This window comes from Algoriphagus boritolerans DSM 17298 = JCM 18970 (assembly GCF_900108085.1).
Taxonomy (GTDB): Bacteria; Bacteroidota; Bacteroidia; order Cytophagales; family Cyclobacteriaceae; genus Algoriphagus; species Algoriphagus boritolerans.
In genome coordinates this window covers 56,714-79,963 of record NZ_FNVR01000014.1, presented here as the reverse complement: position 1 = coordinate 79,963, position 23,250 = coordinate 56,714, and the positions used below count along the sequence as shown (strand labels likewise).

The window sequence follows — 23,250 nt, the reverse complement described above, 5'->3', positions numbered from 1 at the left end:
TAATTCAAAATCAAAAAAACCTCAAAATTTTGCTTTTCAATCGATTTCGAAAAAAAATCAGTTCCAATAATGATTTGGGTCATAAAATTGAAAACAGGCAAAATCCAAGCTGGTAAAAAAGACCGATTCCCAGGATAAAACCTTTCTTTTAGGTGATTAATCTTTGGAAAAAAGTTTATCATTGTGGATTGAATATTACCCAAACCTGACTGAAAATTGGAAAAACCACTATCTCCGGAATTTATTGGCCCAACTGCCTTCGGCCATCCAAAAGGATTGATGACATTGTTTTTCACAGAAATGTGGGAACGCTTTAGCTACTACGGAATGAGGGCTTTGCTCATACTTTTTATGACCAAAGCAATTGTTGATGGTGGGTTGGGATTTGATGATAAAACAGCCGGAGCTGTTTATGGGCTTTATACCATGGGTGTGTACCTTTTGGCTTTACCCGGTGGTTGGTTAGCAGACCGACTATTTGGTTTGAAAAAATCCGTCTGGTATGGAGGGATAATCATTGCTTTGGGACATTTCATGATGGCGCTGCCGGGAGTGGAGACTTGGATCAATGGTGCCTCAGGACCCAAGGATTCGTTAAGTACATTAGACACCACCTCGTTTTTTTTGGGATTGATCCTAATTGTTTTGGGCACAGGCTTATTAAAGCCAAATATCAGTTCGATAGTAGGCCAGCTTTATCCAGAGGGTAGTTCCAAGCGGGATGCTGGGTTTTCTATTTTTTACATGGGAATTAACTTAGGTGGATTTATCGCTCCACTTGCCTGTAGCACCGTCGCAGAATATGACATGCACATGGGATTTGGTTTGGCTGGTTTGGGGATGATCTTTGGGCTGATTCAATACAAACTTACAGGAAGCGCTCTTGCAGGCTTTGGTGAGGTTCCGATAGCAAATACAAGCCAGGAAATTGCTGATCGAAAGAAACTAAGATCCATTACCTCATTGATTGGATTGGTAGGTGTTACAGTCATTGCAGTTCTGTTTTCCGGAATTATTCCAATTGACGCTCCAGCCATTGCGGAAGCTTCAGGAACAGTGATTGCAGTGGTTGCTTTTGGGTATTTGGGGTATGTGATTTTCTTTGGAGGTTTAGATAAATCAGATCGAAACAAAGTCGGGGTCATCGCCATTTTGTTTCTTTTCTCGGCTATGTTTTGGTCGGGTTTTGAGCAGGCAGGCTCCACCTTAAATCTCTTTGCAGAACGCTTTACTGATCGTACCATTATGGGATGGGAAATTCCCACTGGCTATTTTCAGTCGATCAATTCTTTATTTATCATCATTTTTGCCCCCATATTCGCGGCATTGTGGGTTTGGCTTGGTAGGATAAATCTTGAACCAAGTTCACCTTTGAAGTTCACTTTTGGGCTCCTGCTACTGGGAATGGGTTTTTTTGTGATGTATTTCGCTACAAAAATTGCTGCCTCAGGGGACCTGGCGGCACCGACTTGGTTGATTATCACGTACATGCTGCATACCTTTGGCGAACTTAGTTTGTCACCGGTAGGGCTGTCCTTAGTGACCAAACTAGCCCCTAAGGGATATGGAGGTCAGATGATGGGCATCTGGTTCCTTTCGGTTGCCTTGGGTAACCTTTTTGCGGGAATCATTGCAGGAGAAGCAAGTGGGGGAACCGAAGAGGGACTTGCTGCTATGCCGGACCAGTTTATGATGATTGTCTATACGGTGATGGGATCGGCTTTGGTCTTGTTGCTCCTGACTCCTTTATTGAGGAAAATGATGGGGAAAGTCCACTAAAAGTAACTATTGAGATTCATTAAGAACCTGTCTGAAAAGGCAGGTTTATTTTGTTGGGTATAAGACGCTATCTTTTTAGCCGAATTCCAAAACGTTACTTTCTCAAAGTTTTGGAATCCTGGTTTAAGATTGCCCTTTCAGGATTTTTGGGAGCCTGGCCTCGACAGCTTTCGTTTAGATTTAAAACCTAATCCAGAAATGAAAGCGTTACTTCTTTCAATGAGATTTTTCAATTCTTGCACAAAAAAGCCATCTGAAATGTTCAGATGGCTTTTAGATTAAATCTTTCAAATCATACTATTGAATTGGCAGGTCATTCCCTGGAATGGCGTTTGGATTAACCAAAGGAATATTTGCCCCCCACTTCGAATTTATAGCATCTATAAATTCATTCGCAATGAATCCATGTGCCCGGCCATTAGGATGAACTCCATCAACGGAGAAACCTCCATTGGGTGGTACGATGCTGGCGGTGAGTGAAACTCCTCCAGAATTAACCGACCCCTCTCGTACACGATTGAGTAATCCCTTAATATCAACCAAAACTAACCGCTGAGGGTTAGCCTGAACAGCTGAAGCTATTACTCCATTGAATGCGTTGATTTTATCCTGTATTTCCGCCTGTTCAGTGCTCGTAAGGACAAACTGGTCCTCCACAGGAAAACTAACCCCTCTAACCACTTGAGGATTACCTCCAACAGGTTGACCTAGAGCCTGCGCTAATGTCAACGTTGATCTATCAGAAGAATTACTTTGTCTGATAGAAGGAAGACCAAATTGGGTAAGATCAGTTAAGTTTTCATCGGACATAAGATACCCATTTTGTCCAGCTGTAAAGTTGATCGTTCGCAATATACGCTCAGCCTCGGTAATTGCGCCCATAGCTTGAAGTTGCAATAAACCACCATTATATTGAGCAAATCCTTGATTTACAGCTGCAGCAGTAGGTCCATCGAGCGGAAGTGCATTCCACGGAACCAAATTGAAATAGGGTAAAACGTTCAAATCAGGAATATTGGCTACTGCACCTTTTGCATCTGGGTTTGCCTGTAGCATAGCTCCCAAGGCCAAGGTGAACCTCTGAGCGAATGCATCATTCGGAGTTAAGATCGCCGGATTGGAAGCTCCACCCACCGCATAACCCAGAACATCGCTACTTCCCAACCAGAAAGTAAAGAATGTGCCATTGGTTCCAAGTGCAGTCGCTGCATCCCCAATGGGGGTTGAGACGCCTGGATTACTTGCAAACCTTGCATAATAGGGATTAAAGGCGGGATTCTGAGGAACATTTGGCCCTCCAGTTTGAGGAATTAGAGCCAATCCAAGTGTCAATCCCGGTATCGAGAAGTTATTTAATTCGGCTTTATTTCCTGAAAAGGGACCAGGTAAATCCCCGGGTCCAATTGGCGCGGGGGAGGTTACCCCATTTACCGTTTTTAAGATAAGCCTACCAAGAATGGAATTACCGGGTCCTATTGCATAAAATCCATTCACAGAGTTGATAAGCGGCAAATTGAAATTACCTCCACCGAGGGATTTCATTTGATTTGTCATTTGGACTGCAAATGAATTACTTTGGCCTCTGTCATATAAGGCACCATCCATAAAACCCGCAGCAATCCCATCACCAATTACTATGGTACTGGCAAAGTTAGCTTCGCCGGAAGTGGGTTCGATTATCTCATTTACCGGAAACTCATAGGAACAAGATGCAAGGAACCCTACTGCTGGGAGGAATATATATTTTAAAATATTTTTCATAGGTATAGGGAATTTAATTTAGCAACTCATCAAACGTGATTGAGATATAATAAATCGCTCCAATGGTTGGGCCTCCGAAATTCAGGAAATACCTGTTATTGAGAACGTTTGAACCTCCAAGTTTGACAATGGATTTGATGGAGCTGACCTTATAGCTTAATTGCGCATCAAAATTAGAAACTGCCGGCACATCGCCTCTGGCAAATGATGACTCCCATCTAAAGGCCGTTTGGTATCTCCAGGCGACATTAAACCCTAGATTCTTTGTGATTTTTCTATTTCCAAATGTGACGTTACCCTTATGTTCAGGGGTATTGAAGTCATTCAAGAATCCCTCTGAAGGGGAGGTGATGAGTTTGTTGAAATTGTAATTACCTGAAAGTGTGTAGTTTTTAGGCAAATTAAATGTCAGTCCAAATGCTGCACCGTGAGCTTTTACATTTCCATCTGTAAAATTGGTATAAGTCTGAAATGTATTTTCACTTCCGGGAGTTGTGATTGGAGTCAAAAGCGTGGGAGCGTTTACTGCATTTATCGCCAATTGGTCGCCATTTGCAGGCATAGGGAAGATTGGTCCCGGAGCTTTTCTAACAGCATTTTGCGTGATAAAGTCATTATACACATTGTAGTAATAGGCAAAGTCAATTAATATCTTGTTGTTGTTTAACAAGCTTTTGTAACCAATTTCAATTGACCGTACTTGCTCTGGTCTCAATTCCGGAAAATCCTCTGCAGAAGCAGGTTGTAGCAAACTAGTCGCTTCTGGAGAAACTGGGCTTGCACCTGCGCCTACTTTTGCCACATACTGTTCTACAGATGCCAAGGTGAAGGCATTGGTGAAAATATCATATTTCTCTCTGTAAAATGGTAAGCCACCAATAAGCCGTGCAGAGACTACATTGAGATCAATATGTTGTGCCTGTGTAGTCGGCATTCGGAAACCAGTCTGATAGGATAATCTGAAATTGTGGTTTTTCTCAGTTAAAACCCCGGAAATTCTTGGACTGAATTGGCCATCAAAATTCTCGTTTTTATCGTATCGAATGCTCCCACTGATTTTTAATTTTTCATTCAAAACTCTCTTTCCGGCTTGGACAAAAGCTCCATATTCTGAAATGGTGATATCATTTCCTTCCACATCGGCAAAGATGGTCCCGTTAGATTGCAGATCATAAACCCGGTATTGCGCTCCAACCTGGAGATCTAGAAAATCAATTTCCTCTCTGAAATCATACTGGCCTTCTGCCATGTACATTCTGGATTTATCATTGAACAAGGAACCTTGTGGGATAAATTGCCCTCTAACTTCCCTGGATGCATTCTCGTACTCAGGTGTACCTGGCAGGTATCTTCCTGTATCAGCAGCACCTCTGGCGATTGTATGCGCTGCTGCTTGTTGTTGACTCGTACCCATTGTTCCTGGAGCAACACCTTGTCCAGCTAATGCTCCCATGTAATTCAGCGTATACTCGCCAAACCAGGAAGCATTGTTCTTCCACATGGAATTAATATTGACACCGGTTAGATCCGCAATAAAAGATTCGCCAGAGTTTTCAATTGTGGTATATCCTCTCAGGAAGTAATTTGAACCCCTCAGCTCTAGTTTATGCTGAATGATTTCAAAATTTCGAAGAGAATAGCGTTGCGCACCGGTGTAAACCGAAGTACCGGCACCATAATTCATCGTGTAGGAAAGCTCAGAACGATCACTCACTCTGTAATGAAGTGCACCGTTTACTTTATAATTTTTAGCTCCGTAATCCACCAAAAAGCGCTCGTCGTATCCTGTTCGGGACACAATTTGATCAGGAATACTATTTAAATATCCACCTAGTCCCAAAGCCGTTGCTGTTTCGCGAATTGGCCCCACATTTCTAAGCAGACCAATATTATTTGCAACCTCATCCCCAAAAACGTGAACTCTATTGGCTCCTGGGTTAAATGGAAGGTCACCTTGGGAAGAGAAAGCGAGATCTGTTTGATCCGTACCATACCAATCCTCTGCCTGCATAAATGAAGCATTTATTTTGAAAGCAAATTTGTTGTTGAAGGCCTTGGCATAACGAATTGAACCTTCATACATGGGTTGAGGACTGGTGGGTTCTCCAGCTGTTCCACCAAAATGATTAAATCCCTGCTTGTAAAATGCACTAAGGCCTTGATATTCAAATGGGCTTTTACTGTTCACCAGAAGAATACCGTTAAAGGCATTAGGTCCATAAAGTGCAGATGCTGAACCGGGGATGAATTCCACACTTTCCACATCCAATTCTGAAGGCCCGTTTAGGTTGCCAATAGGGAAGTTCAGTGCGGGTGCCTGGGTATCCATCCCGTCTGTAAGTTGGACAAACCGGGTGTTTCCTGTTGAATTAAATCCTCTTGCATTTACAATTTGAAAATTGATAGAGGAAGAAGTGACATCCACGCCTTTAAGATTTGCAATAGCCTTATAATAGGTGTCAGCCGGTGTATCACGAATAGCGAGAATATCCATCTTTTCAATGGAAACCGGAGATTGCAAAATACTCTCTTCCACCCTGGAGGCCGAAATCACCACCTCTTGCCCAAGCATGGTCTGCTCAGCTAACTGGACTTCCAGATTTGATAGATTTGCATTTGTGATTTCAAGTTCCTGAGGTGAATAACCTACCATCGAAAACACCAAAGTTAATGGTGGATCCTGTGCTACGTTGAGTGTAAATTTCCCTGAAAGGTCTGTAATCGTTCCAATGACCTTTCCTTTTACGAGGATGTTTACCCCAACCAAGGTCTCTTTGGTGTCTGCATCAGTCACCGTTCCTGAGATGGTTGTCTGGGCGAGTGCCAGGCTGGTTCCCAAGGAAACCAGAACCATAAGTGATAACACTGCCTCCCAGATTTTTTTTGTAAATTTTTTCATAGGCTATTTTGTGTATTTATTATGGGGGATTAAATTTTGAGGTTATTGGGCCTTCAATTCTTCGAAATTTATAGTAAAAACCGAATTTTCAATTTTTCCCAACTAAAAAAAATTGGTGATTTTCATTTTGAAAATTTGTCAACTATTGGAAACTGGAGAACTATCTCAGAGAATTAGAAATTTTTAATGACTTCTATTATCAATACTTAACCTCTCTCTTCATTTTATTAAAAAATCCAAAATCCATCTCACACATTATGATTTTTTAGACAAAAAAAAGACCTGATTTTCATCAAGTCTTTATAGATTTTTTTGATTTAGGTCAAGAGCTTTTTTTGTTCTCTTCATTGACATGAAGGACCAATCTGTCACACAATTCTTTTATTTCCTCAGCCATAAATTCATCCCCGGTACTATTCAGGATAGTCTGAGCCATTCCTCCCAGAATATCGATGTAGAAGCGCTTCATTTCCACTACTGACATCTCTTCTGTCCATAGATCAATTCGAAGTGTGGCATGATTGAGATTATCCCAGACATTTACGTTGATGCTCTTAGTAGATTCAAGTCCCTCGGATTCTTTATCCGTTGCATCCCATTGGATGGTCTTGGGGAGATTTTGCTCATCCAGCTCAATCTGGAATTTGATTTCTGATATCTTCATTCATTCCAATTTTATCGGTGAACTTGAAATTGATTTTTCAAGTTCCCGCTCGTAGATTTATTCAAAAGTCATTTCGGGTATTTCTCCTTCAATCAGGATTTTTCCGGCAGTTTTTGACCGAATTTCTTCGACCGAAACCCCGGGTGCTCTTTCCTTAAGGATAAATCCTCCGTTTGGTGAAATTTCCAGCACTGCTAGGTCTGAAACTATTTTTTTTACACATTTTATTCCTGTAATGGGGAGTGTACACTCAGCCAATAATTTGGATTGCCCATCCTTTGAGCAATGCTGCATTGCGACAATTATATTTTTGGCAGAAGCTACCAAATCCATTGCTCCACCCATGCCTTTGACCATTTTTCCGGGTATTTTCCAGTTGGCAATGTCGCCGTTCTCCGACACCTCCATGGCTCCCAAAATCGTCAGATGAACATGTCCGCCCCGGATCATGGCAAAAGATTCAGCAGAATTGAAAAGCGCTGATCCTGGGACCATGGTGATCGTTTGCTTTCCTGCATTGATCAGATCTGGGTCTACTTTGTCTTCAGTGGGGAAGGGACCTATGCCTAAAAGTCCATTCTCGGATTGGAGAACTACATCGAGATTTTTAGAAATGTAGTTTGCTACCAAGGTAGGGATTCCAATTCCCAGGTTAATATATTGCCCATTTTTCACCTCTTTGGCTATTCGCTTTGCGATTTGTTCTTTAGTCAGCATAGTTCAGTGGGATACGGTTCGTTGTTCAATCCTTTTCTCATAGTTCACACCCTGAAAGATCCGCTGGACATAGATTCCGGGAGTATGGATTTGATTGGGGTCCAATTCACCCGCCTCGACCAATTCTTCTACTTCTGCGATGCAGATTTTACCGGCAGCTGCCATCATCGGGTTGAAGTTTCTGGCAGTTCCTTTGAAAATCAGGTTTCCTGCGGTATCACCTTTCCATGCTTTCACAATCGAAAAATCTGCTCTGAGCCATCGCTCCATCAGGTAAAGTTTGCCGTCAAATTCACGAATCTCTTTTCCTGTAGCCACTTCAGTCCCGACACCCGCGGGAGTAAAAAAAGCGGGAATTCCAGCACCTCCAGCTCTTACACGCTCTGCCAGCGTACCTTGAGGAATCAAATCAACCTCAAGTTCACCACTCAGTAACTGACGTTCAAATTCTGCGTTTTCACCGACATAGCTGGAAATCATCTTTTTGACCATCCGCTTTTTGAGCAAAAGTCCAATCCCAAAATCATCTACTCCGGCATTGTTAGAAACGATGGTTAGGCCCGAAATGGGTCTTTCCAGAAGGGCCTGAATGCAATTTTCGGGAATGCCGCTCAGACCAAAACCTCCCATCATCAGCATACAATGGCTGGGGATGTCTGCGACGGCCTCGGCAGCATTTTTTACAGTTTTATTTATCATGGAAATTTGGGTTTATAGTAAAGATCTTGCAGTTAATTGATCCTGTACAAGCTGCTTTTTCAAGGCTTCCAGGTTTTCAAACTTTTGCTCATCTCTGATAAATTCGCGAAAATAAATGGTTATCTGCTTTCCATAAAGGTCACCCTGAAAATCAAACAGGTTGGCCTCGACGGTCATTTTGGTTCCATCGACGGTTGGCCTGTTACCGATATTTAACATGGACTTGTAGATACTTTCGTCAACAGAAGCTTCCACTGCATAAACGCCGTCTTTTGGGATAAGTTTGTAGTCGTTGGGAACGTGAATGTTAGCTGTAGGAAAACCGATAGAACGTCCAATCTGCTGCCCTTTGATCACAATTCCATTCAATTCATACGGCCTGCCCAAATAAGTTGCTGCGGTCTTGACATCTCCTGACTCCAGTGCTTTGCGTATTTTGGTACTGGAAACCCCAATTTCCTCAACATCCTGACGGGAAATCTCCTCCAGCTCAAAGCCAAATTCGGCACTGTTGGATTTTAAATAGTCAAAGCTTCCTTCCCTGTTTTTTCCAAATCGATGATCATACCCGATCACCAATTTCCTGGTTTTTATGGCGCCGATCAGGACTGTTTTGATAAATTCCTCCGAACTCATCTGCGAAAATTCCTTGGTAAACGGAATAGTGACCAGGTGATCTATACCAAATTGTCTAAGAAGTTTTGCCTTTTCTTCGAAAGTACTGAGCAATCTCAAATTGTGTTCGGTAGAATAGAGCACCAATCTGGGATGTGGCCAAAAAGTCAACAAGACAGTTTCTCCCTGAATGGATCGGGCGATTTCACGTATTCTGTTCAGGATCTTCTGATGGCCTAGATGAACTCCGTCAAACGTGCCTGAAGTGACTACTGCGTTTCTGACAGGAGTGAAGCCTGCTAATCCCTCATAGATTTTCATGGGAGCGCGCTTTAATTTTTTCTACCAACTCGGGCAAGTTATGAGCATCTGAGACCAAAAAATCTCCAATTCGGGTTCGCCTCAAGGAATTCATATAAGCCCCTACACCCAAAATCTCACCAAGATCACGCGCAAGGCTCCGAATATAAGTTCCTTTGGAACAGGATATTCGAAATCGAATTTCATTTGAGTCAAATCCTGTAATCTCAAACTCTCTGACTTGGACAGGTCTAGCTTCCATTTTTACCTCGATCCCTTTTCGGGCTGATTCATACACTCGCTTTCCATCTACTTTGATCGCGGAATGCATGGGAGGAATCTGGGAAATAGCACCAGTCAATTGTGCTGCGGCAGCCCTGACTTGCTCCAAAGTAATAAAAGATGGGTCAGCAACCGGGATTACAGGCTTTTCCAAGTCAAATGACTCAGTAGTTGCTCCTATTATGAAAGAACCGGTATATTCCTTTTCCTGACCCATGTAGGTTTCGATCTGTTTAGTCTGTCTGCCTGCACAGACAATTAATAAACCGGTGGCCAAAGGATCAAGCGTACCGGCATGGCCGACTTTTTTGATACGCAGGGCATTTCTCACTTTTTTCACCACATCGAATGACGTCCATTCCAATGGTTTATCTATCAGAAATACTTCTCCGTACGCTTCTTGCTGCATGTTTTAAAAATTATACAACTCTCTGAAGGAGAATTGAAAAAGGAAGATTTAGCTTTTCTCAGACTTTGCGAAAATCGCATAAAACTCAAAGATAAAGCCTGATAATACGATGATCGGGCCAATGGTCAATCCCAACACACCATTACCGTGGGGCTGACCATCCAAGCCAATGATAATAAAACCCAAGACGATCAGTCCGAGACCAATCAGCATGAGTTGGTAGTTTTTCTTGGAAAAAGGAAAAGGTGTGTTGCACATAATTAGTATAATTCGTCCAGGGACATGTTTAAATATTTGTTTACCGCTCTCAGCGTGCTAAATACACTCAAAATACCACCCACCAAGATCAGTCCGCCAAAAAGAATCAGCAACATTTCCTGGTTTTGAAGCATGGCAAATCCCTCAATATTGGCTTTGGTATATTGTACCAATCCAAAGAGTATAATCGATGCCAAAGCCCCGGCGATCATTCCAAAAAGAAGGGCCCGCATCAGAAATGGCTTTCGGATAAAACCTCTCGTAGCACCTACCAATTGCATGGATCGGATCAAAAATCGCTGGGAAAACAGCGCAAGTCTGATGGTATTATTGATCAGCATGACCACAGTAATAATGAGAATTAAAATGAAACCTCCCATTACCAAGCTGACTTTGAGTAGGTTTTTATTGATCGATTCGACGAGGTCAGTCATGTACGAAACTTCAAAAACCCCCGGAATTGCTTCCAGATCTTTTGCGATCGTTTCCAATTGTTCAGAAGTCTGAAACTCCTCCGCTATAGTAATAACATAACTGTCCCTGAGCGGATTATCCTCGAGGAATTTGGTGAAATCCTCACCGGTACTTTCAATAAATGTGGCTGCAGCCTCTTCGTCAGATATAAACCTCAAACCAACTGAATCCGATTTGGTCAAGATGAATGGTCTGCCGGAAATGTTTTTTTGAATTTCTTTCAGCTGATCTTCCGGAAGTCCCTTATCCAGGAAAACCTGAATCTCAATATTTTCACGGATCATTTTCGTTAATGTCCTTGCTTGAATCAAGATCACTCCGAAAAGTCCAACAATGAAGAGTGATAGGGTAGTGCTGAAGAGTACACTGCCAAACTTAAAATGTCCAAGTGTTTTTTTTGTTCGAGCGGGGTTAGCCATAGTTGGGTAATTCAGTTCAAAAATAGGAAAGCCAAGCGGATTTAACCAATCGATGTGCCAGAAAGGATGTGGATGATTTTTTCGGGTGTGATTCCCCAAATAGTATCCCCATCTTTTGGCTTCACCAATGCCAAACCGGTGAAATTGCCGAAAGCGGGAAGAATAAGTCGGGATTTGGATAAGTGGAAACAGGGGATTCGAACCGTTTGTCTTGCTTTTCCTAATAATCTGACTCCCGGATGGATGTGTCCACAGAGATTCAGATGTCCGGTGGGAATACTCTCCATAGGCTCATGGGAAAGTAAAATCTTGCCAATAGACAAGGGTTCATTATGAATTTTTAACGAAGACTGATGGTAAGCTTGAGGAGAAAGGACATCGTGATTTCCTTTTATCAAATGAAATTCAGTAGTGGGAAACCGACTCAAAAAAACGTTGAAATAATCCCATTGACTATTCCAGTCTGAATGAAATAAATCGCCGAGAAAATACGTTTGAGTTGGCTGAAGTTCTTCCTGAAGTTTATTCAACTGAGACAAATCTGCGTCATGAATCGGTTCGGGTATCGGAATTCCTGACTTTCTGAAATGAGCCGCTTTTCCAAAATGCAGGTCAGCAATCAATAGGACCTTTAAAGCCGGCATCCAAACTGCTTTTTCTTTCCTAATGGAAAGTGCAATTCCATCAAATTCGAAGGAAACTTGGGTGAGGTTATTGATTGAATTATTTACTTCATGCATAATAGTTTCAAAGCTATCCGTATTTGAGGATATCAAAATTTAATTTTCATGAAATCGAGCAGGACGAAGATCGTCACACACTGGGATGCCCCGATAACTTCGGGGAAACCTTGCGAGATTCCATGTGGCCTTTTAGAAAATTATAAACACATGAAAAAAAGACAAATAGTTTCACTTCTCGTGGTATTGGTCCTGGGTTTGGCCAGTCAAGCTCATGCACAAACAGAAAACAAAATCCTGGGGCTTTGGTACAATACAGAAAAGACAGCACAAGTTGAAATTACCAAAAAGGAATCGGAGTACATTGGAAAAATCGCTTGGCTAAAAGACCCTAATCCGGATGGTAAGCCTGCCACCGATAGGCAAAATTCCGATCCGAAAATGAGACAGCGCACGTTGATGGGATTGCCTATTTTGAAAGGATTGAAATACTCAGGAGGAGTGTGGAAAGATGGTGAAATCTACGATCCAAAAAATGGTAAAACCTATTCCTGTGAATTGAAACTCAAATCAGATTCGGTATTGGAAATGAGAGGATATTTAGGCTTTTCATTTGTGGGCCGAACGGTAGAATGGACAAGGGTAAAATAAAAAAAGCGGGTAAGCCGCTTTTTTTATCGTTGTTCAAGGTAAAATGATTGGAGAAAATAGGCCAATTGTTCAAACTCAATCAGAAAAGCATCGTGACCAGCAGTTGATTTTATCTCCTTGTACGTGCCACGTTTTACTTTTTGACTGATGAATTGGCATTCTGATGAAAGAAAAAGAAGGTCTGAATTAACGCCAATACTCAAGACTTTGGCCTCAATTTTCCCTAAAGCAATTTCTACGCCTCCTCTTCCTCTTCCGAGATCATGACTGTCCATCGCTTTGGAGAGTGTCCAATAGGAGAGCGCATTAAATCTTTTGGCAAGTTTTTTCCCCTGATATCTGAGATAAGATGAAGCCCTAAACCCATCTGTCTTTTCTTCCCGTTCGCTTTGCTTGATCAATAAGTCATCCGGATGACGATAGGTAAGCATAGCGATAGCCCTGGCAGTCTCCAAACCTTTGCTACCGGCCAGTTCATGGCATTCTCCCCAGGTACAATCCGATTCGATTGCCATCCGCTGGGTCTCATTAAAGCCGATAACCCAAGGTGAAGTTTTTGCGGTAGAAGCCAAGATAACAGCATTGTCGAGTTTTTGACCTAAAGTCAAAGCCCATTCCAGACAAACTTGTCCTCCCAGGGAACCACCGATCAAGGTCTGGATTCGTTCGATCCCCAGGTGTTGTCTTAAGCGCTCCAAACTTGCCGCCAGATCTCTTGTGGTTACTTGAGGGAAATCATAGAAATAAGGTATCCCGGTATCGGGATTTTCGCTGAAGGGATGAGTAGATCCATAGCAACTTCCCAGGAGGTTTGCACAAATAATGAAATGTCTGCCGGGATCGAAAAACTTATCTTCTCCGATAAGGCCATTCCACCATTCTGCTGCATTAGAATCTCCTGTAAGTGCATGAACTACCCAGATTACATTGGACTTTTTCGCATTCATCTGTCCGTAAGTGGTGTATGCGAGGTCAAATTTTCTGAGTACCTCGCCCGACTCCAATTGTAACGGTTCGGTCGAATGGAAAACTTCCTTGGCCATAGTCAAATCAGCATATTGGCTTGTTAAATTCATTGGGGAAATCAGATTTTTTCGAATGCCTGCTGTAAATCAGCTTTGATATCATCAATATGTTCAATGCCAAGTGATATCCTGAGTTGGGTAGGCGTCACTCCGGCTGCTTTTTGCTCTTCTTCAGAAAGCTGCTGATGCGTAGTGGCAGAGGGTTGAATAATCAGCGTTTTGGCATCACCGACATTAGCTAGGTGGGAGATCAGCTCCAGATTATTGATGAAAGCAGAGGTTTGTTCTTTGGTTCCTTTGATTTCAAAACTCAACACCCCACCGAATCCATTTTTCAGATATTTCTTTCCCAAGGAATGATAGGGTGATGAAGCGAGCCCCGGATAGTTCACTTTTGAAACTTTAGGATGCCCTTCGAGCCATTGGGCGATTTCCAAGGCATTCTCTACGGTTCGTTGAACCCGTAGCGAAAGGGTTTCTATTCCCTGAATTAAAAGAAATGAGTTAAATGGACTGATCGCAGGACCAAAGTCCCGCAATCCTTCCACTCTTGCCCGTATGGCAAAAGCAATATTTGGCAGTCCCAGCGGATTATTCTCTCCAAAGACTTCCCAGAAATTCAAGCCATGATAGCCTTCAGAAGGCTCCGAAAATTGCCGGAATTTGCCGTTGCCCCAATTGAAATTACCTGCATCTACTAGGATACCGCCGATTGAAGTTCCATGACCTCCAATCCATTTTGTAGCAGAGGAAACCACAATGTTGGCACCATGGGCGATGGGTTGAAACAGATATCCTGCAGCACCGAAGGTGTTGTCCACTATCAATGGAATGTCATGTTTTTTGGCTAAAGCAGCGATGGCATCAAAATCGGGAATGTTGAATTCCGGATTTCCGATCGTTTCCAGATAGATAGCCTTTGTTTTAGAATCAATGAGTTTCTCAAATGCCTCTGGTGAATCCCCTTTGGCGAACCGGGCATCAATTCCTAATCGCTTGAATGCAACTTTGAATTGATTGAAAGTACCGCCATACAGAAAAGAAGTGGAAACAAAATTGTCTCCTGCTTCCATGATGTTATTCAGTGCTAAAAACTGCGCAGCTTGGCCTGATGAGGTTGCCACTGCCGCGACTCCCCCTTCTAGTGCTGCAATTCTCTTTTCAAAAACATCCGTGGTAGGATTCATGATCCGGGTGTAGATATTTCCGAATTCCTTTAATCCAAACAGATTTGCCCCGTGCTCTGCACTGTTGAAGATGTAGGAGGTGGTTTGATAAATGGGAACTGCTCGTGAGTTGGTAGCAGTATCCGGTGCTTGTCCTGCGTGAAGCTGGAGTGTTTCGAATCGATAGTTTGCTGTCATGATAGAACTAGGTTAAACGGTTAGAGAAAAGGAAAATAATAATTAAGTATTTAGTTAAAAGATAGAATTTTGGGAGGTAGCTGCCAATAGAGCTTACATCGAACTGCCAAAAATAGCGTGGCATTTGACCGAAGGTCCAATAAATAAGAGAAGGGAATTGATCGATTCATATTGCGAAGAATTTATAGTTCCAAAAGAGAATACCTCGTTCGGCAGGAATTGGCACCTTTCCTCCGTTGTGGAAGGTTGCCAGAGGGTCAATGAGCCTGTCTCTCGCCTCTTCTGTATAAATCCTCACACTTAAAAAGTGAAAAGATATTCAAATAAAAATCCGAAAACTGAGATTTCAAAATTAAATCACAGATTTCGGGATGAATTTTAATTAAAGTTCTGAATCCTCGTATCGGAAAATAGGATGAATAGCATCCAAGTCGGGCTTGATGGTGACCAATTCATTTACAATACCATCAGAAAGACTATAAACCCAACCGTGAACCTCTGGACCATTTCTGGATTTCCAGGCCTTTTGAATGATGGAAGTCTTGATCAAATCCTGACATTGTTCGAGGACATTTAATTCCACGAGCTTATTGATTTTCTCAGAGTGGGAATGCTCTTTATCTATTTCTTCCTGATGAGTTTTATAGACTTCTTTGATGTTTCTAAGCCACTTGTTTATTAAGCCAAAAGACTTATTGGTCAATGCTGCATCCACGCCACCGCACCCGTAATGTCCGCATACGATGATGTGCTCTACCTTGAGGTATTCTACCGCATATTGTAGAACAGAAAGCATGTTTAGATCGGTTTGCACGACCATATTTGCGATGTTCCGGTGAACAAAGATCTCACCCGGATCTGTCCCTGTGATTTCATTTGCAGGCACCCGACTATCCGAGCAACCGATCCAAAGAAATTTGGGTTTTTGTTGATGTGCCAGTCGTTCGAAATAGTTTTTGTCAAGTTGTATTTTTTCTTCCGACCAGGCCTTGTTTTGAAGAAGTAATTTTTCGTAAGGATTCATGCAGGTTGTTTTAAATTATAATTAAATCCCTCAATTTCTATTTTGATGTTTTTTTCATAAGAAGATTCGATAAAATCATTTAATACATCTCTAATGTCTTGATCAATGAATTTGGCTTTAAATGCATTAATTACCACAAAACTATCTTCAGGAATTGTAGCCAATTTATTTTTTAAAGGGGCTTTGTTTAAAAAAGAAACATCCTTGTGAAGTTTAAGTAGGTAGTTACCATTCCTTTCGGTAAGCGTGATTGCCTCTTGGAAATTTGTTTTAATTACGAAAAACATTCCAACAACCATTCCTATCCCAATTCCCATCAATAAATCTGTAAACAGAATCGCAAGAATGGTTATTACAAAAGGTAGAAACTGATCCAATCCCTTTTCCCATTCGTGGACAAAAATGGAAGGCTTTGCCAGCTTGAATCCTACAATGAATAAAACTGCCGCAAGGCAACTGAGTGGAATTTTATTCAACATAGCAGGTATGGCCAGAACCAAAACCGCCAACAAAATCCCATGGAGGATAGCTGATAATTTTGTTTTTGCACCTGAAGTAATATTGGCAGTAGTACGTACAATTACTGCAGTCACTGGTAATCCACCGATCAAACCGGAAACTGTATTTCCCACTCCTTGCGCGACTAATTCACGACTTGCTGGACTGATCCTTTTTTGGGGATCCATTTTGTCGGCAGCCTCCAAGCTTAGAAGGCTTTCTATACTCCCGATGATTGCAAGAGTAACGGCAATAACCCAAAAGTTACTGGTAGTAATCAAACTGAAGTCAGGAAAAGTAAAAAGCGACCCTATTTCATTAAAACCACCCAAAACCGGAATCGTGACCAAATGTTCATCTTTCAAAATCCATTCAGGTTTAATAAAACCATAAAATTGATTTATTACTATTCCTGCCAACACTGCCCAAAGTGCCGCTGGCACCGCGCTTAAAACTTTGTTGTGTTTTATTTTGGGATGATCAAAACCAATCAAAATGGCTAAAGCCACAATCACAATAGGTATTGCCCCTGGACTGAAATACTGAATTGCTAGCCAGATTTCCGAAAAAGTGTTTTGATTATCCAATTGCTTAAAAGCCAAATCGCCCATTTGATCTTTGTCGTATCCGAGTGCGTGGGGGATTTGCTTCAAGATCAAAATTAAGCCAATGGCGGAAAGCATCCCTTTGATCACAGAATGAGGGAAATAATACCCTAAGATGCCGGCTTTGACTAATCCAAGGCCCAATTGAATCAGACCCGCTATCACCAAGGTTGCAAGAAATAGCTGGAACGTACCCAATGAGCTGATAGAATCCAAAACAATTACCGTAAGCCCTGCAGCCGGTCCACTTACACTCACCTGTGAACCGGATAATACACCAACAATAATACCTCCTACGATCCCAGCGATTAACCCCGACATGGGGGGAGCTCCACTAGCAACTGCAATTCCAAGACAAAGGGGTAGGGCTACAAAAAAAACGACCATGCTTGATTTCAGATCATATTTTAAGTTGCTTCCAAAAAGTTTGTTCATATTAAGTTTTGGGGTTGATTTTTTATTGATAAAAGACAATATGGCCAAAAATAAAATAATTAAAAGGAAACCCTGAAAAAATTCGATGAGTGGGAATATTATTTTATTTCAATAAATCAAGAATTCTTTGATCAATCTTTTCGAAATCAAAGGATTTGGTGGCTGACTTCATTTTTTCAATAATCTCCTTCAGACATAAATTCCCGATGCTTCCCTCGTGGGTGTGATTAAGTTGGTCTTGTTTGGGAGCAAATTGCCCAGCTTCTATTTCCAAACCGACCTGCTTGTAAGCATCACGAAAAGGGACTCCATTCAAGACCAATTCATTCACAACTTCCACGGAGAAAAGATGCTTATAAAACGGATCTTGAAGAATGTTCTGACGGACTTTGATTGATTTTAGCATAAAAGTCGTCATCGTCAGGCAGGACTTAAGTGTCTCAATACCTGGAAAAATCTCCTCTTTCAATAATTGTAAATCCCGATGATAGCCAGTGGACATATTTGTCAACATATAGCCGACAGTAGTGGAAATTCCCTGAACCTGATTGGTTTTGGATCGAATCAGCTCAAAAACGTCCGGATTTTTCTTATGAGGCATGATGCTGCTTCCCGTAGTCAAATCATCCGGAAAAGTGATAAACGCAAAATGCTGATTCATGAAAAGACAAACATCGGTCGCCAGTCTATTGAGCGTTGATGCCATTCCTGCCATTGCAAATGCAAGCGTTTTTTCAGTCTTTCCCCGGCTATTTTGAGCATTGATCACGTTATGATGGAGATCCGCAAAACCTAATAATTCCGTGGTTAAAGTTCTGTCCAGAGGAAAACTGGAACCGTAACCTGCCGCAGATCCCAAGGGGTTTTTATTGCTGAGGTCAAAAGCGGCTTTGAGCATACCGAAATCTTCAGTCAATCCCTCGGCAAAAGATCCAAACCAAAGTCCAAAAGAAGAAGGCATGGCGAGCTGGGTATGCGTATATCCCGGCATCAAGTCATTTTTATGCTTTTCCGAAAGGCTAATCAGTAAGTCAAAAAGCTCCAGAGCATCTTCCACTATTTCTCGGATTGCTGCTCGATAGTAAAGCTTGAGGTCTACCAAAACCTGATCGTTTCGACTTCTGCCGCTGTGAAGTTTTTTACCAACCTCTCCATATCGCTCCGTGAGTAAAAATTCCACCTGAGAATGTACATCTTCCACACCCTCAGCTATACTAAACTTACCCTGCTCGATTTCGAAGTAAATTTCTTTCAATCCTTTTTGCAGAATTTCATTCTCCTCAGAAGTCAACAGTCCGATTTTAGCCAGCATATTGGCATGAGCCATTGACCCTAACACATCAAAAGGAGCAAGTATCACATCAAACTCAGGATCTCGACCGATCGTGAATTGTTCCACTTCTTTTTTGCTGCCGGTGGCTTTTTGCCAGAGTTTCATAAGTTTAATGGATTAGCTGAGTTCAGCGTATTTTTTGATAATTGCGATATAGCCTTCGATTCCTTTTCGAAGTTCCTCCAAATAGATGAATTCATCCGCAGAATGTGAACGTGCAGAATCACCCGGTCCAATTTTAACAGATGGCCAAGGTATCAAGGCTTGATCAGAAAGTGTAGGACTTCCGAATTTTTCAAGTTCCAACTTGTCGGCCACCCGATACATCAAATGTCCATCAGGAAGATGGGATGACTGCAATCTCATCGATCTGGGTGTCAATTCGGCTTTGAGGTTGGACTTTAACTCTTCAAATGCCTCTTGCAGCGTGTAAGCGTCAGTCACCCGTACATCCAGGGTGTATTCGCAAAGATCAGGGACCACATTATGTTGATGCCCTGCTCTGATTATTGTAGCGGATACCTTCGTCCTTCCTAAAAAGGGGCTTGACTTCATAAATTGGAAGTTTCTGATTTCTTCCAAATCCTCCAAAGCCAGGTAGATCGCATTCACGCCTTCTTCTCTGGCCGCATGCCCTGATTTACCATGGATTTTTGCGTCAATTACCAAAAGTCCTTTTTCAGCAACCGCCAAACGCATTTGTGTGGGTTCACCGACTATGGCCAATTCTGCTTCGGGGAGAAGAGTAAGGATAGAAGAAATGCCATTGGCGCCGGAAATTTCTTCCTCAGCTGAAGCAATGAATAAAAGATTGAAAGGTAGAGCCTTACCAATAAAATGAGTAAATGCAGCAATCAAACTTACCAATGAACCTCCGGCATCATTGCTTCCCAAGCCGAACAATTTCCCATCTTCTATAATGGCACTGAATGGATTTTTGGTATAGCCTGCATTTGGCTTTACTGTATCGTGATGGGAATTAAGCCATAAAGTCGGTAAGACAGGATTATATTCGCCTGAAAAGGCCCAAATATTGTTCCCGGAGCGGTTTACTTCAACTCCTTTTTTTTTCAAAAAGTCTTCAATTTGATCCCCTGTTTTCTGCTCTTCTTTGGAAAAAGATGGGATTTCAATCAAACTCTTCAGCAGCAGAGTCGCTTCTTCAAAAAGTGAGTTTAAGTTTTCCATCAGTATAGGTCGTAGCGGTTTCGCTCTATGGTTGTCCCGGAAAGTTTTCCCTTGGCTGCCAAAAGAAGATTCTCTGCTTTTCCTATCCACACATTGTTAACCCCTTTTTCCAAAGCAGCAAACGCATTGTCCAACTTGGGAATCATTCCGGAGTGAATCACATTTTCTTTGCGAAGCTCAGCATAAATGTCCTCGTTGATCAGCGGAATAATGGAATTATCATTTTTCTCATCTATCAAAACGCCACTTTTATTGAAGCAAAAATACAAGTTAACCTGATGCTCGGTCGCCAGGCTAGTCGCTAGGGCAGAGGCTATTGAATCCGCATTTGTATTCAGCAATTGACCTTTTTGATCATGCGTAATGGCATTGACCACAGGATGAAGGCCTCCACCGAGCAGCGTTTTGATCAAATCGGTATTTACCTCCTGAATATCTCCCACAAATCCATAATCAATTCCTTTGACAGGCCGCTTGATGGATCGGATGAGATTTCCGTCTGCACCGGTCATTCCGATGGCATTTACTTTCAGCGCCTGGAGCTTGGCCACCATGTTTTTATTGATCAAGCCTGCATAAACCATGGTCACGATGTCCAGCGTGTCTTTATCCGTAATGCGACGTCCATCGACCATTTCGGGCATGACTCCCATGGATTCACCAAAGCGAGAGGCCATGATTCCTCCTCCGTGCACTAGAATTTTATATCCCGGAAACTTAGAAAAAAGACTCAGAAATTCATCCAACTTCTCCGGGAAGTCAATGACATTGCCGCCGATTTTGATGATTGATATTTTCATCGGTTTATAACTTGATTTTTATTGGTCAGATAGCCTGTCCCGATTTTTCTTCGGGAGAATCTCGCATATTTAATCGTTTCTGCTCGGTTTGACTTCTTCTCAATGCTCGATTTCATAGGTTTGAAAGCTAAAAAAGGAATTAACCCAGGATTTTGCTAAGAACGGCTTGCGCCGCATAGATTCTATTTTCAGCTTGTCTCTGGACCAAAGAACGTGCCCCATCCAAAATTTCATCCGAAAGTTCAAGATTTCTGCGAACGGGTAAACAATGCATCACTTTAGCATTTTTGGCTTTTTTCAAATGTTTCTCAGTGAGCATCCAAGTTTGATCAGTGGAAAGAATTTTTCCATAATCATTAAAAGAAGACCAGTTTTTAACATACACAAAATCAGCATCTTCAAGGGCTTTACTTTGATTATATTCTAAGGTTGCGCCCTTGGTGAAATTTTCATCCAACTCATATCCTTCAGGGTGAGTGATGGTCAGTTCATGACCCATGCCAAGCGTCCATTCGGAAAAACTGTTGGCCACTGCATGCGGAATTGCCTTGATGTGAGGTCCCCAAGTCATTACTACTTTTGGTTTTCTTTTTTCTTCAGAAAATTCCTTCATCGTGACGTGATCTGCCAAACTTTGAAGTGGGTGACGAATGGCTGATTCCAAACTGACCACCGGTTTGCCACAATATTTTACAAACTGACCAAAAACAAAATCATTGATATCCTCATCCCGATTGGTCAAAGAAGGAAACGCCCGAATTGCCAGGATGTCAAAGTATGAACCCAAAACTCCGGCGGCATCCTTGATGTGTTCTACAGTACCTTTGTTCATTACTGCACCTTCCTTCATTTCCAAAGCCCATCCTTCTTTGTCCATATTCAAAACAATGGCTTCCATTCCCAGATTCTGTGCAGCGATCTGTGTACTTACCCGTGTTCTTAGCGAGGGATTAAGGAAAATACAACCCACTCGCTTGCCTCTGCCTTTTGCCAGGTCCAAGCTCGGTTTTGCTTTGTAAGCAAGTGCCAGATCAATTAATTCCTGACCTAATTCCCTGGATTCGAATTTTGTGAAGTGCTTCATTAATAATAGAATAGGGGGTAAAAAGCTAATTACTAAGAATTTCTTTCAATGCGGTCAAGAACGAATGTAATTGATTCCATTCTACCGACAAAGGTGGGAGTAATCGGATGGTTTGCTTTTTGGCAGCGGAACCTGTGAAGATGTGATATTTCTTCACCAATTCGGAGCGAACTGGTCCCGCATCTCTGTCCAAGTCTATTCCTATCATCAATCCTTTGCCCCGAACTTCGGTGATTCCCGGGATTTGCTTAAGTTCTTCCATCAGTTTATCTCCAAGCTCCAATGCTTTGGCCTGAAGATTTTCAACTTCCAACACCTCCAAAACTGCCAGTCCTGCCGCACAGGCCAAATGATTTCCTCCAAAGGTCGTCCCCAATAATCCGTGACTTGCCTTAAACTCCGGTGAGATCAGCAGTCCACCGATCGGAAAGCCATTTCCCATGCCTTTGGCCATGGTGATGAGATCAGGCATGATTCCATCCACCCACTGATGTGCAAAAAATCGTCCCGTTCTTCCGTAGCCTGATTGGACTTCATCCAAAATCAGCTTTGCTTTATATTTCTTTGTCAAGGCAGAAATACCTTTCAGAAACTCTTCGGAAGGAACCTGAATGCCCCCAACTCCCTGAATTCCTTCGATGATAATACCGGCTATCGTATTGGTTTTTAAGGCAACTTCTAACGCTTCCAAATCTCCCCAGGGAAGGATATGAAAATCGGTTCGTGCATTAGAGGGAGCAACTATTTTAGGATTATCTGTTAACGCAACGGCTCCTGATGTCCTTCCGTGAAATGAACCTGAAAAGGCGATAAATCCGGGTTTTCCTGTTGCGAATGAGGCCATTTTGATAGCATTTTCATTGGCTTCAGCCCCTGAATTGCAAAGGAACAGCGCATAATCATGCAGGCAGGAAAGGTGGCCGAGCTTGTCTGCAAATTCTTTTTGGATTGGAATCTGGATGGAGTTGGAATAAAAAGCAATTTGATCCAGTTGATCCTTGATCCGCTTGACATAGTGCGGATGCGTGTGACCGATGGAGATCACCGCGTGACCGCCATACAGATCCAAATATTCCTGTCCCTGATCATCCCATAGTTTGCACCCTTCGGCTTTCACCAAAGTGACTGGAATAAGGGGATATACGTCGAATAAATTCATGTTGAAGTACGAGTTACTAAAGAAAAGAAATACGAGGTACGAAATACGAGGCTTTAGAGCTTCTCAATCCTCAATTTCAAAATTTGAAATACTGAACTTCTAATTCAGAATATCGAAGTTCTAATTTT

Annotated in this window: 21 protein-coding genes and 1 riboswitch; of the genes, 2 read left to right on the top strand and 19 right to left on the bottom strand. The window is 42.1% G+C overall.

The features are described from left to right. Positions 1-279: 279 nt before the first annotated feature. The gene (locus tag C4S61_RS13045) at positions 280-1,779 is read left to right on the top strand and encodes a peptide MFS transporter (RefSeq protein WP_235009978.1); all 1,500 of its coding nucleotides are present in this window, start codon (positions 280-282) and stop codon (positions 1,777-1,779) included. 297 nt (positions 1,780-2,076) lie between these two features. Here the strand turns inward: C4S61_RS13045 and C4S61_RS13040 are convergent, their stop codons facing one another. From C4S61_RS13040 to pdeM, 10 genes are all read right to left on the bottom strand, one after another. Beyond that, entirely contained in the window at positions 2,077-3,540 is a 1,464-nt protein-coding gene (locus tag C4S61_RS13040; protein ID WP_200820580.1) for a hypothetical protein, read from the bottom strand. Positions 3,541-3,553: 13 nt separating this feature from the next. Further along, positions 3,554-6,439 carry a TonB-dependent receptor gene (locus C4S61_RS13035; protein ID WP_103925246.1) on the bottom strand — a complete coding sequence of 962 codons (2,886 nt, stop codon included), beginning with the start codon at positions 6,437-6,439 and terminating at the stop codon, positions 3,554-3,556. A gap of 322 nt (positions 6,440-6,761) precedes the next feature. After that, on the bottom strand, positions 6,762-7,103 hold the full coding sequence (gene gldC, locus C4S61_RS13030; protein WP_103925245.1) for a gliding motility protein GldC: 342 nt from the start codon (positions 7,101-7,103) through the stop codon (positions 6,762-6,764). 57 nt (positions 7,104-7,160) lie between these two features. Then, positions 7,161-7,820, bottom strand: coding sequence for a 3-oxoacid CoA-transferase subunit B (locus tag C4S61_RS13025; RefSeq protein WP_103925244.1), 660 nt, complete (start codon positions 7,818-7,820; stop codon positions 7,161-7,163). Positions 7,821-7,823: 3 nt separating this feature from the next. Further along, on the bottom strand, positions 7,824-8,519 hold the full coding sequence (locus tag C4S61_RS13020) for a CoA transferase subunit A (RefSeq protein WP_103925243.1): 696 nt from the start codon (positions 8,517-8,519) through the stop codon (positions 7,824-7,826). Between the two features lie 12 nt (positions 8,520-8,531). Continuing rightward, positions 8,532-9,455 (bottom strand): bifunctional riboflavin kinase/FAD synthetase, encoded by a 924-nt coding sequence (locus tag C4S61_RS13015; RefSeq protein ID WP_103925242.1) that lies wholly within the window; start codon positions 9,453-9,455, stop codon positions 8,532-8,534. Next, positions 9,442-10,125, bottom strand: coding sequence for a tRNA pseudouridine(55) synthase TruB (truB, locus tag C4S61_RS13010; RefSeq protein ID WP_103925241.1), 684 nt, complete (start codon positions 10,123-10,125; stop codon positions 9,442-9,444). Before truB ends, C4S61_RS13015 begins: the two co-directional genes overlap by 14 nt. A gap of 48 nt (positions 10,126-10,173) precedes the next feature. After that, complete coding sequence (locus tag C4S61_RS13005) at positions 10,174-10,383, bottom strand: DUF3098 domain-containing protein (protein WP_103925240.1); 210 nt, start codon at positions 10,381-10,383, stop codon at positions 10,174-10,176. A 2-nt stretch (positions 10,384-10,385) separates the two neighbouring features. Further along, on the bottom strand, positions 10,386-11,276 hold the full coding sequence (locus C4S61_RS13000; RefSeq protein WP_103925271.1) for a cell division protein FtsX: 891 nt from the start codon (positions 11,274-11,276) through the stop codon (positions 10,386-10,388). A gap of 41 nt (positions 11,277-11,317) precedes the next feature. After that, positions 11,318-12,016 carry a ligase-associated DNA damage response endonuclease PdeM gene (gene pdeM / locus C4S61_RS12995; RefSeq protein ID WP_103925239.1) on the bottom strand — a complete coding sequence of 233 codons (699 nt, stop codon included), beginning with the start codon at positions 12,014-12,016 and terminating at the stop codon, positions 11,318-11,320. Positions 12,017-12,166: 150 nt separating this feature from the next. Between pdeM and C4S61_RS12990 the strand changes: the two genes are divergently transcribed. Further along, complete coding sequence (locus C4S61_RS12990; protein WP_103925270.1) at positions 12,167-12,607, top strand: DUF2147 domain-containing protein; 441 nt, start codon at positions 12,167-12,169, stop codon at positions 12,605-12,607. Between the two features lie 23 nt (positions 12,608-12,630). On the opposite strand, the gene C4S61_RS12985 is transcribed toward C4S61_RS12990, so the two are convergent. The 9 genes from C4S61_RS12985 to C4S61_RS12945 form a co-directional block, all read right to left on the bottom strand. Then, complete coding sequence (locus C4S61_RS12985; protein WP_103925238.1) at positions 12,631-13,683, bottom strand: homoserine O-acetyltransferase family protein; 1,053 nt, start codon at positions 13,681-13,683, stop codon at positions 12,631-12,633. Positions 13,684-13,691: 8 nt separating this feature from the next. Then, complete coding sequence (locus tag C4S61_RS12980) at positions 13,692-14,996, bottom strand: O-acetylhomoserine aminocarboxypropyltransferase/cysteine synthase family protein (protein ID WP_103925237.1); 1,305 nt, start codon at positions 14,994-14,996, stop codon at positions 13,692-13,694. Between the two features lie 179 nt (positions 14,997-15,175). Then, positions 15,176-15,289, bottom strand: a riboswitch (SAM riboswitch). 89 nt (positions 15,290-15,378) lie between these two features. Further along, complete coding sequence (locus C4S61_RS12975; RefSeq protein ID WP_103925236.1) at positions 15,379-16,020, bottom strand: carbonic anhydrase; 642 nt, start codon at positions 16,018-16,020, stop codon at positions 15,379-15,381. Then, positions 16,017-17,558 carry a SulP family inorganic anion transporter gene (locus tag C4S61_RS12970; protein ID WP_103925235.1) on the bottom strand — a complete coding sequence of 514 codons (1,542 nt, stop codon included), beginning with the start codon at positions 17,556-17,558 and terminating at the stop codon, positions 16,017-16,019. Before C4S61_RS12970 ends, C4S61_RS12975 begins: the two co-directional genes overlap by 4 nt. A gap of 103 nt (positions 17,559-17,661) precedes the next feature. Next, on the bottom strand, positions 17,662-18,996 hold the full coding sequence (gene argH / locus C4S61_RS12965) for an argininosuccinate lyase (RefSeq protein ID WP_103925234.1): 1,335 nt from the start codon (positions 18,994-18,996) through the stop codon (positions 17,662-17,664). A 12-nt stretch (positions 18,997-19,008) separates the two neighbouring features. Beyond that, entirely contained in the window at positions 19,009-20,079 is a 1,071-nt protein-coding gene (locus C4S61_RS12960; protein ID WP_103925233.1) for a M20 family metallo-hydrolase, read from the bottom strand. After that, on the bottom strand, positions 20,079-20,879 hold the full coding sequence (argB, locus tag C4S61_RS12955) for an acetylglutamate kinase (RefSeq protein WP_103925232.1): 801 nt from the start codon (positions 20,877-20,879) through the stop codon (positions 20,079-20,081). Before argB ends, C4S61_RS12960 begins: the two co-directional genes overlap by 1 nt. Positions 20,880-21,018: 139 nt before the next feature. Continuing rightward, positions 21,019-21,963 carry a Rossmann-fold NAD(P)-binding domain-containing protein gene (locus C4S61_RS12950; RefSeq protein WP_103925231.1) on the bottom strand — a complete coding sequence of 315 codons (945 nt, stop codon included), beginning with the start codon at positions 21,961-21,963 and terminating at the stop codon, positions 21,019-21,021. Positions 21,964-21,988: 25 nt separating this feature from the next. After that, positions 21,989-23,122 carry an aspartate aminotransferase family protein gene (locus tag C4S61_RS12945; RefSeq protein WP_103925230.1) on the bottom strand — a complete coding sequence of 378 codons (1,134 nt, stop codon included), beginning with the start codon at positions 23,120-23,122 and terminating at the stop codon, positions 21,989-21,991. Positions 23,123-23,250 lie beyond the last annotated feature (128 nt).

What these genes read in the sequence shown, in the direction of transcription:
- C4S61_RS13045 (WP_235009978.1), top strand. Translation starts at nt 280, where the DNA reads ATGACATTGTTTTTCACAGAAATGTGGGAACGCTTTAGCTACTACGGA.
- C4S61_RS13040 (WP_200820580.1), bottom strand. Translation starts at nt 3,540, where the DNA reads ATGAAAAATATTTTAAAATATATATTCCTCCCAGCAGTAGGGTTCCTT.
- C4S61_RS13035 (WP_103925246.1), bottom strand. Translation starts at nt 6,439, where the DNA reads ATGAAAAAATTTACAAAAAAAATCTGGGAGGCAGTGTTATCACTTATG.
- gldC (WP_103925245.1), bottom strand. Translation starts at nt 7,103, where the DNA reads ATGAAGATATCAGAAATCAAATTCCAGATTGAGCTGGATGAGCAAAAT.
- C4S61_RS13025 (WP_103925244.1), bottom strand. Translation starts at nt 7,820, where the DNA reads ATGCTGACTAAAGAACAAATCGCAAAGCGAATAGCCAAAGAGGTGAAA.
- C4S61_RS13020 (WP_103925243.1), bottom strand. Translation starts at nt 8,519, where the DNA reads ATGATAAATAAAACTGTAAAAAATGCTGCCGAGGCCGTCGCAGACATC.
- C4S61_RS13015 (WP_103925242.1), bottom strand. Translation starts at nt 9,455, where the DNA reads ATGAAAATCTATGAGGGATTAGCAGGCTTCACTCCTGTCAGAAACGCA.
- truB (WP_103925241.1), bottom strand. Translation starts at nt 10,125, where the DNA reads ATGCAGCAAGAAGCGTACGGAGAAGTATTTCTGATAGATAAACCATTG.
- C4S61_RS13005 (WP_103925240.1), bottom strand. Translation starts at nt 10,383, where the DNA reads ATGTGCAACACACCTTTTCCTTTTTCCAAGAAAAACTACCAACTCATG.
- C4S61_RS13000 (WP_103925271.1), bottom strand. Translation starts at nt 11,276, where the DNA reads ATGGCTAACCCCGCTCGAACAAAAAAAACACTTGGACATTTTAAGTTT.
- pdeM (WP_103925239.1), bottom strand. Translation starts at nt 12,016, where the DNA reads ATGCATGAAGTAAATAATTCAATCAATAACCTCACCCAAGTTTCCTTC.
- C4S61_RS12990 (WP_103925270.1), top strand. Translation starts at nt 12,167, where the DNA reads ATGAAAAAAAGACAAATAGTTTCACTTCTCGTGGTATTGGTCCTGGGT.
- C4S61_RS12985 (WP_103925238.1), bottom strand. Translation starts at nt 13,683, where the DNA reads ATGAATTTAACAAGCCAATATGCTGATTTGACTATGGCCAAGGAAGTT.
- C4S61_RS12980 (WP_103925237.1), bottom strand. Translation starts at nt 14,996, where the DNA reads ATGACAGCAAACTATCGATTCGAAACACTCCAGCTTCACGCAGGACAA.
- C4S61_RS12975 (WP_103925236.1), bottom strand. Translation starts at nt 16,020, where the DNA reads ATGAATCCTTACGAAAAATTACTTCTTCAAAACAAGGCCTGGTCGGAA.
- C4S61_RS12970 (WP_103925235.1), bottom strand. Translation starts at nt 17,558, where the DNA reads ATGAACAAACTTTTTGGAAGCAACTTAAAATATGATCTGAAATCAAGC.
- argH (WP_103925234.1), bottom strand. Translation starts at nt 18,996, where the DNA reads ATGAAACTCTGGCAAAAAGCCACCGGCAGCAAAAAAGAAGTGGAACAA.
- C4S61_RS12960 (WP_103925233.1), bottom strand. Translation starts at nt 20,079, where the DNA reads ATGGAAAACTTAAACTCACTTTTTGAAGAAGCGACTCTGCTGCTGAAG.
- argB (WP_103925232.1), bottom strand. Translation starts at nt 20,879, where the DNA reads ATGAAAATATCAATCATCAAAATCGGCGGCAATGTCATTGACTTCCCG.
- C4S61_RS12950 (WP_103925231.1), bottom strand. Translation starts at nt 21,963, where the DNA reads ATGAAGCACTTCACAAAATTCGAATCCAGGGAATTAGGTCAGGAATTA.
- C4S61_RS12945 (WP_103925230.1), bottom strand. Translation starts at nt 23,122, where the DNA reads ATGAATTTATTCGACGTATATCCCCTTATTCCAGTCACTTTGGTGAAA.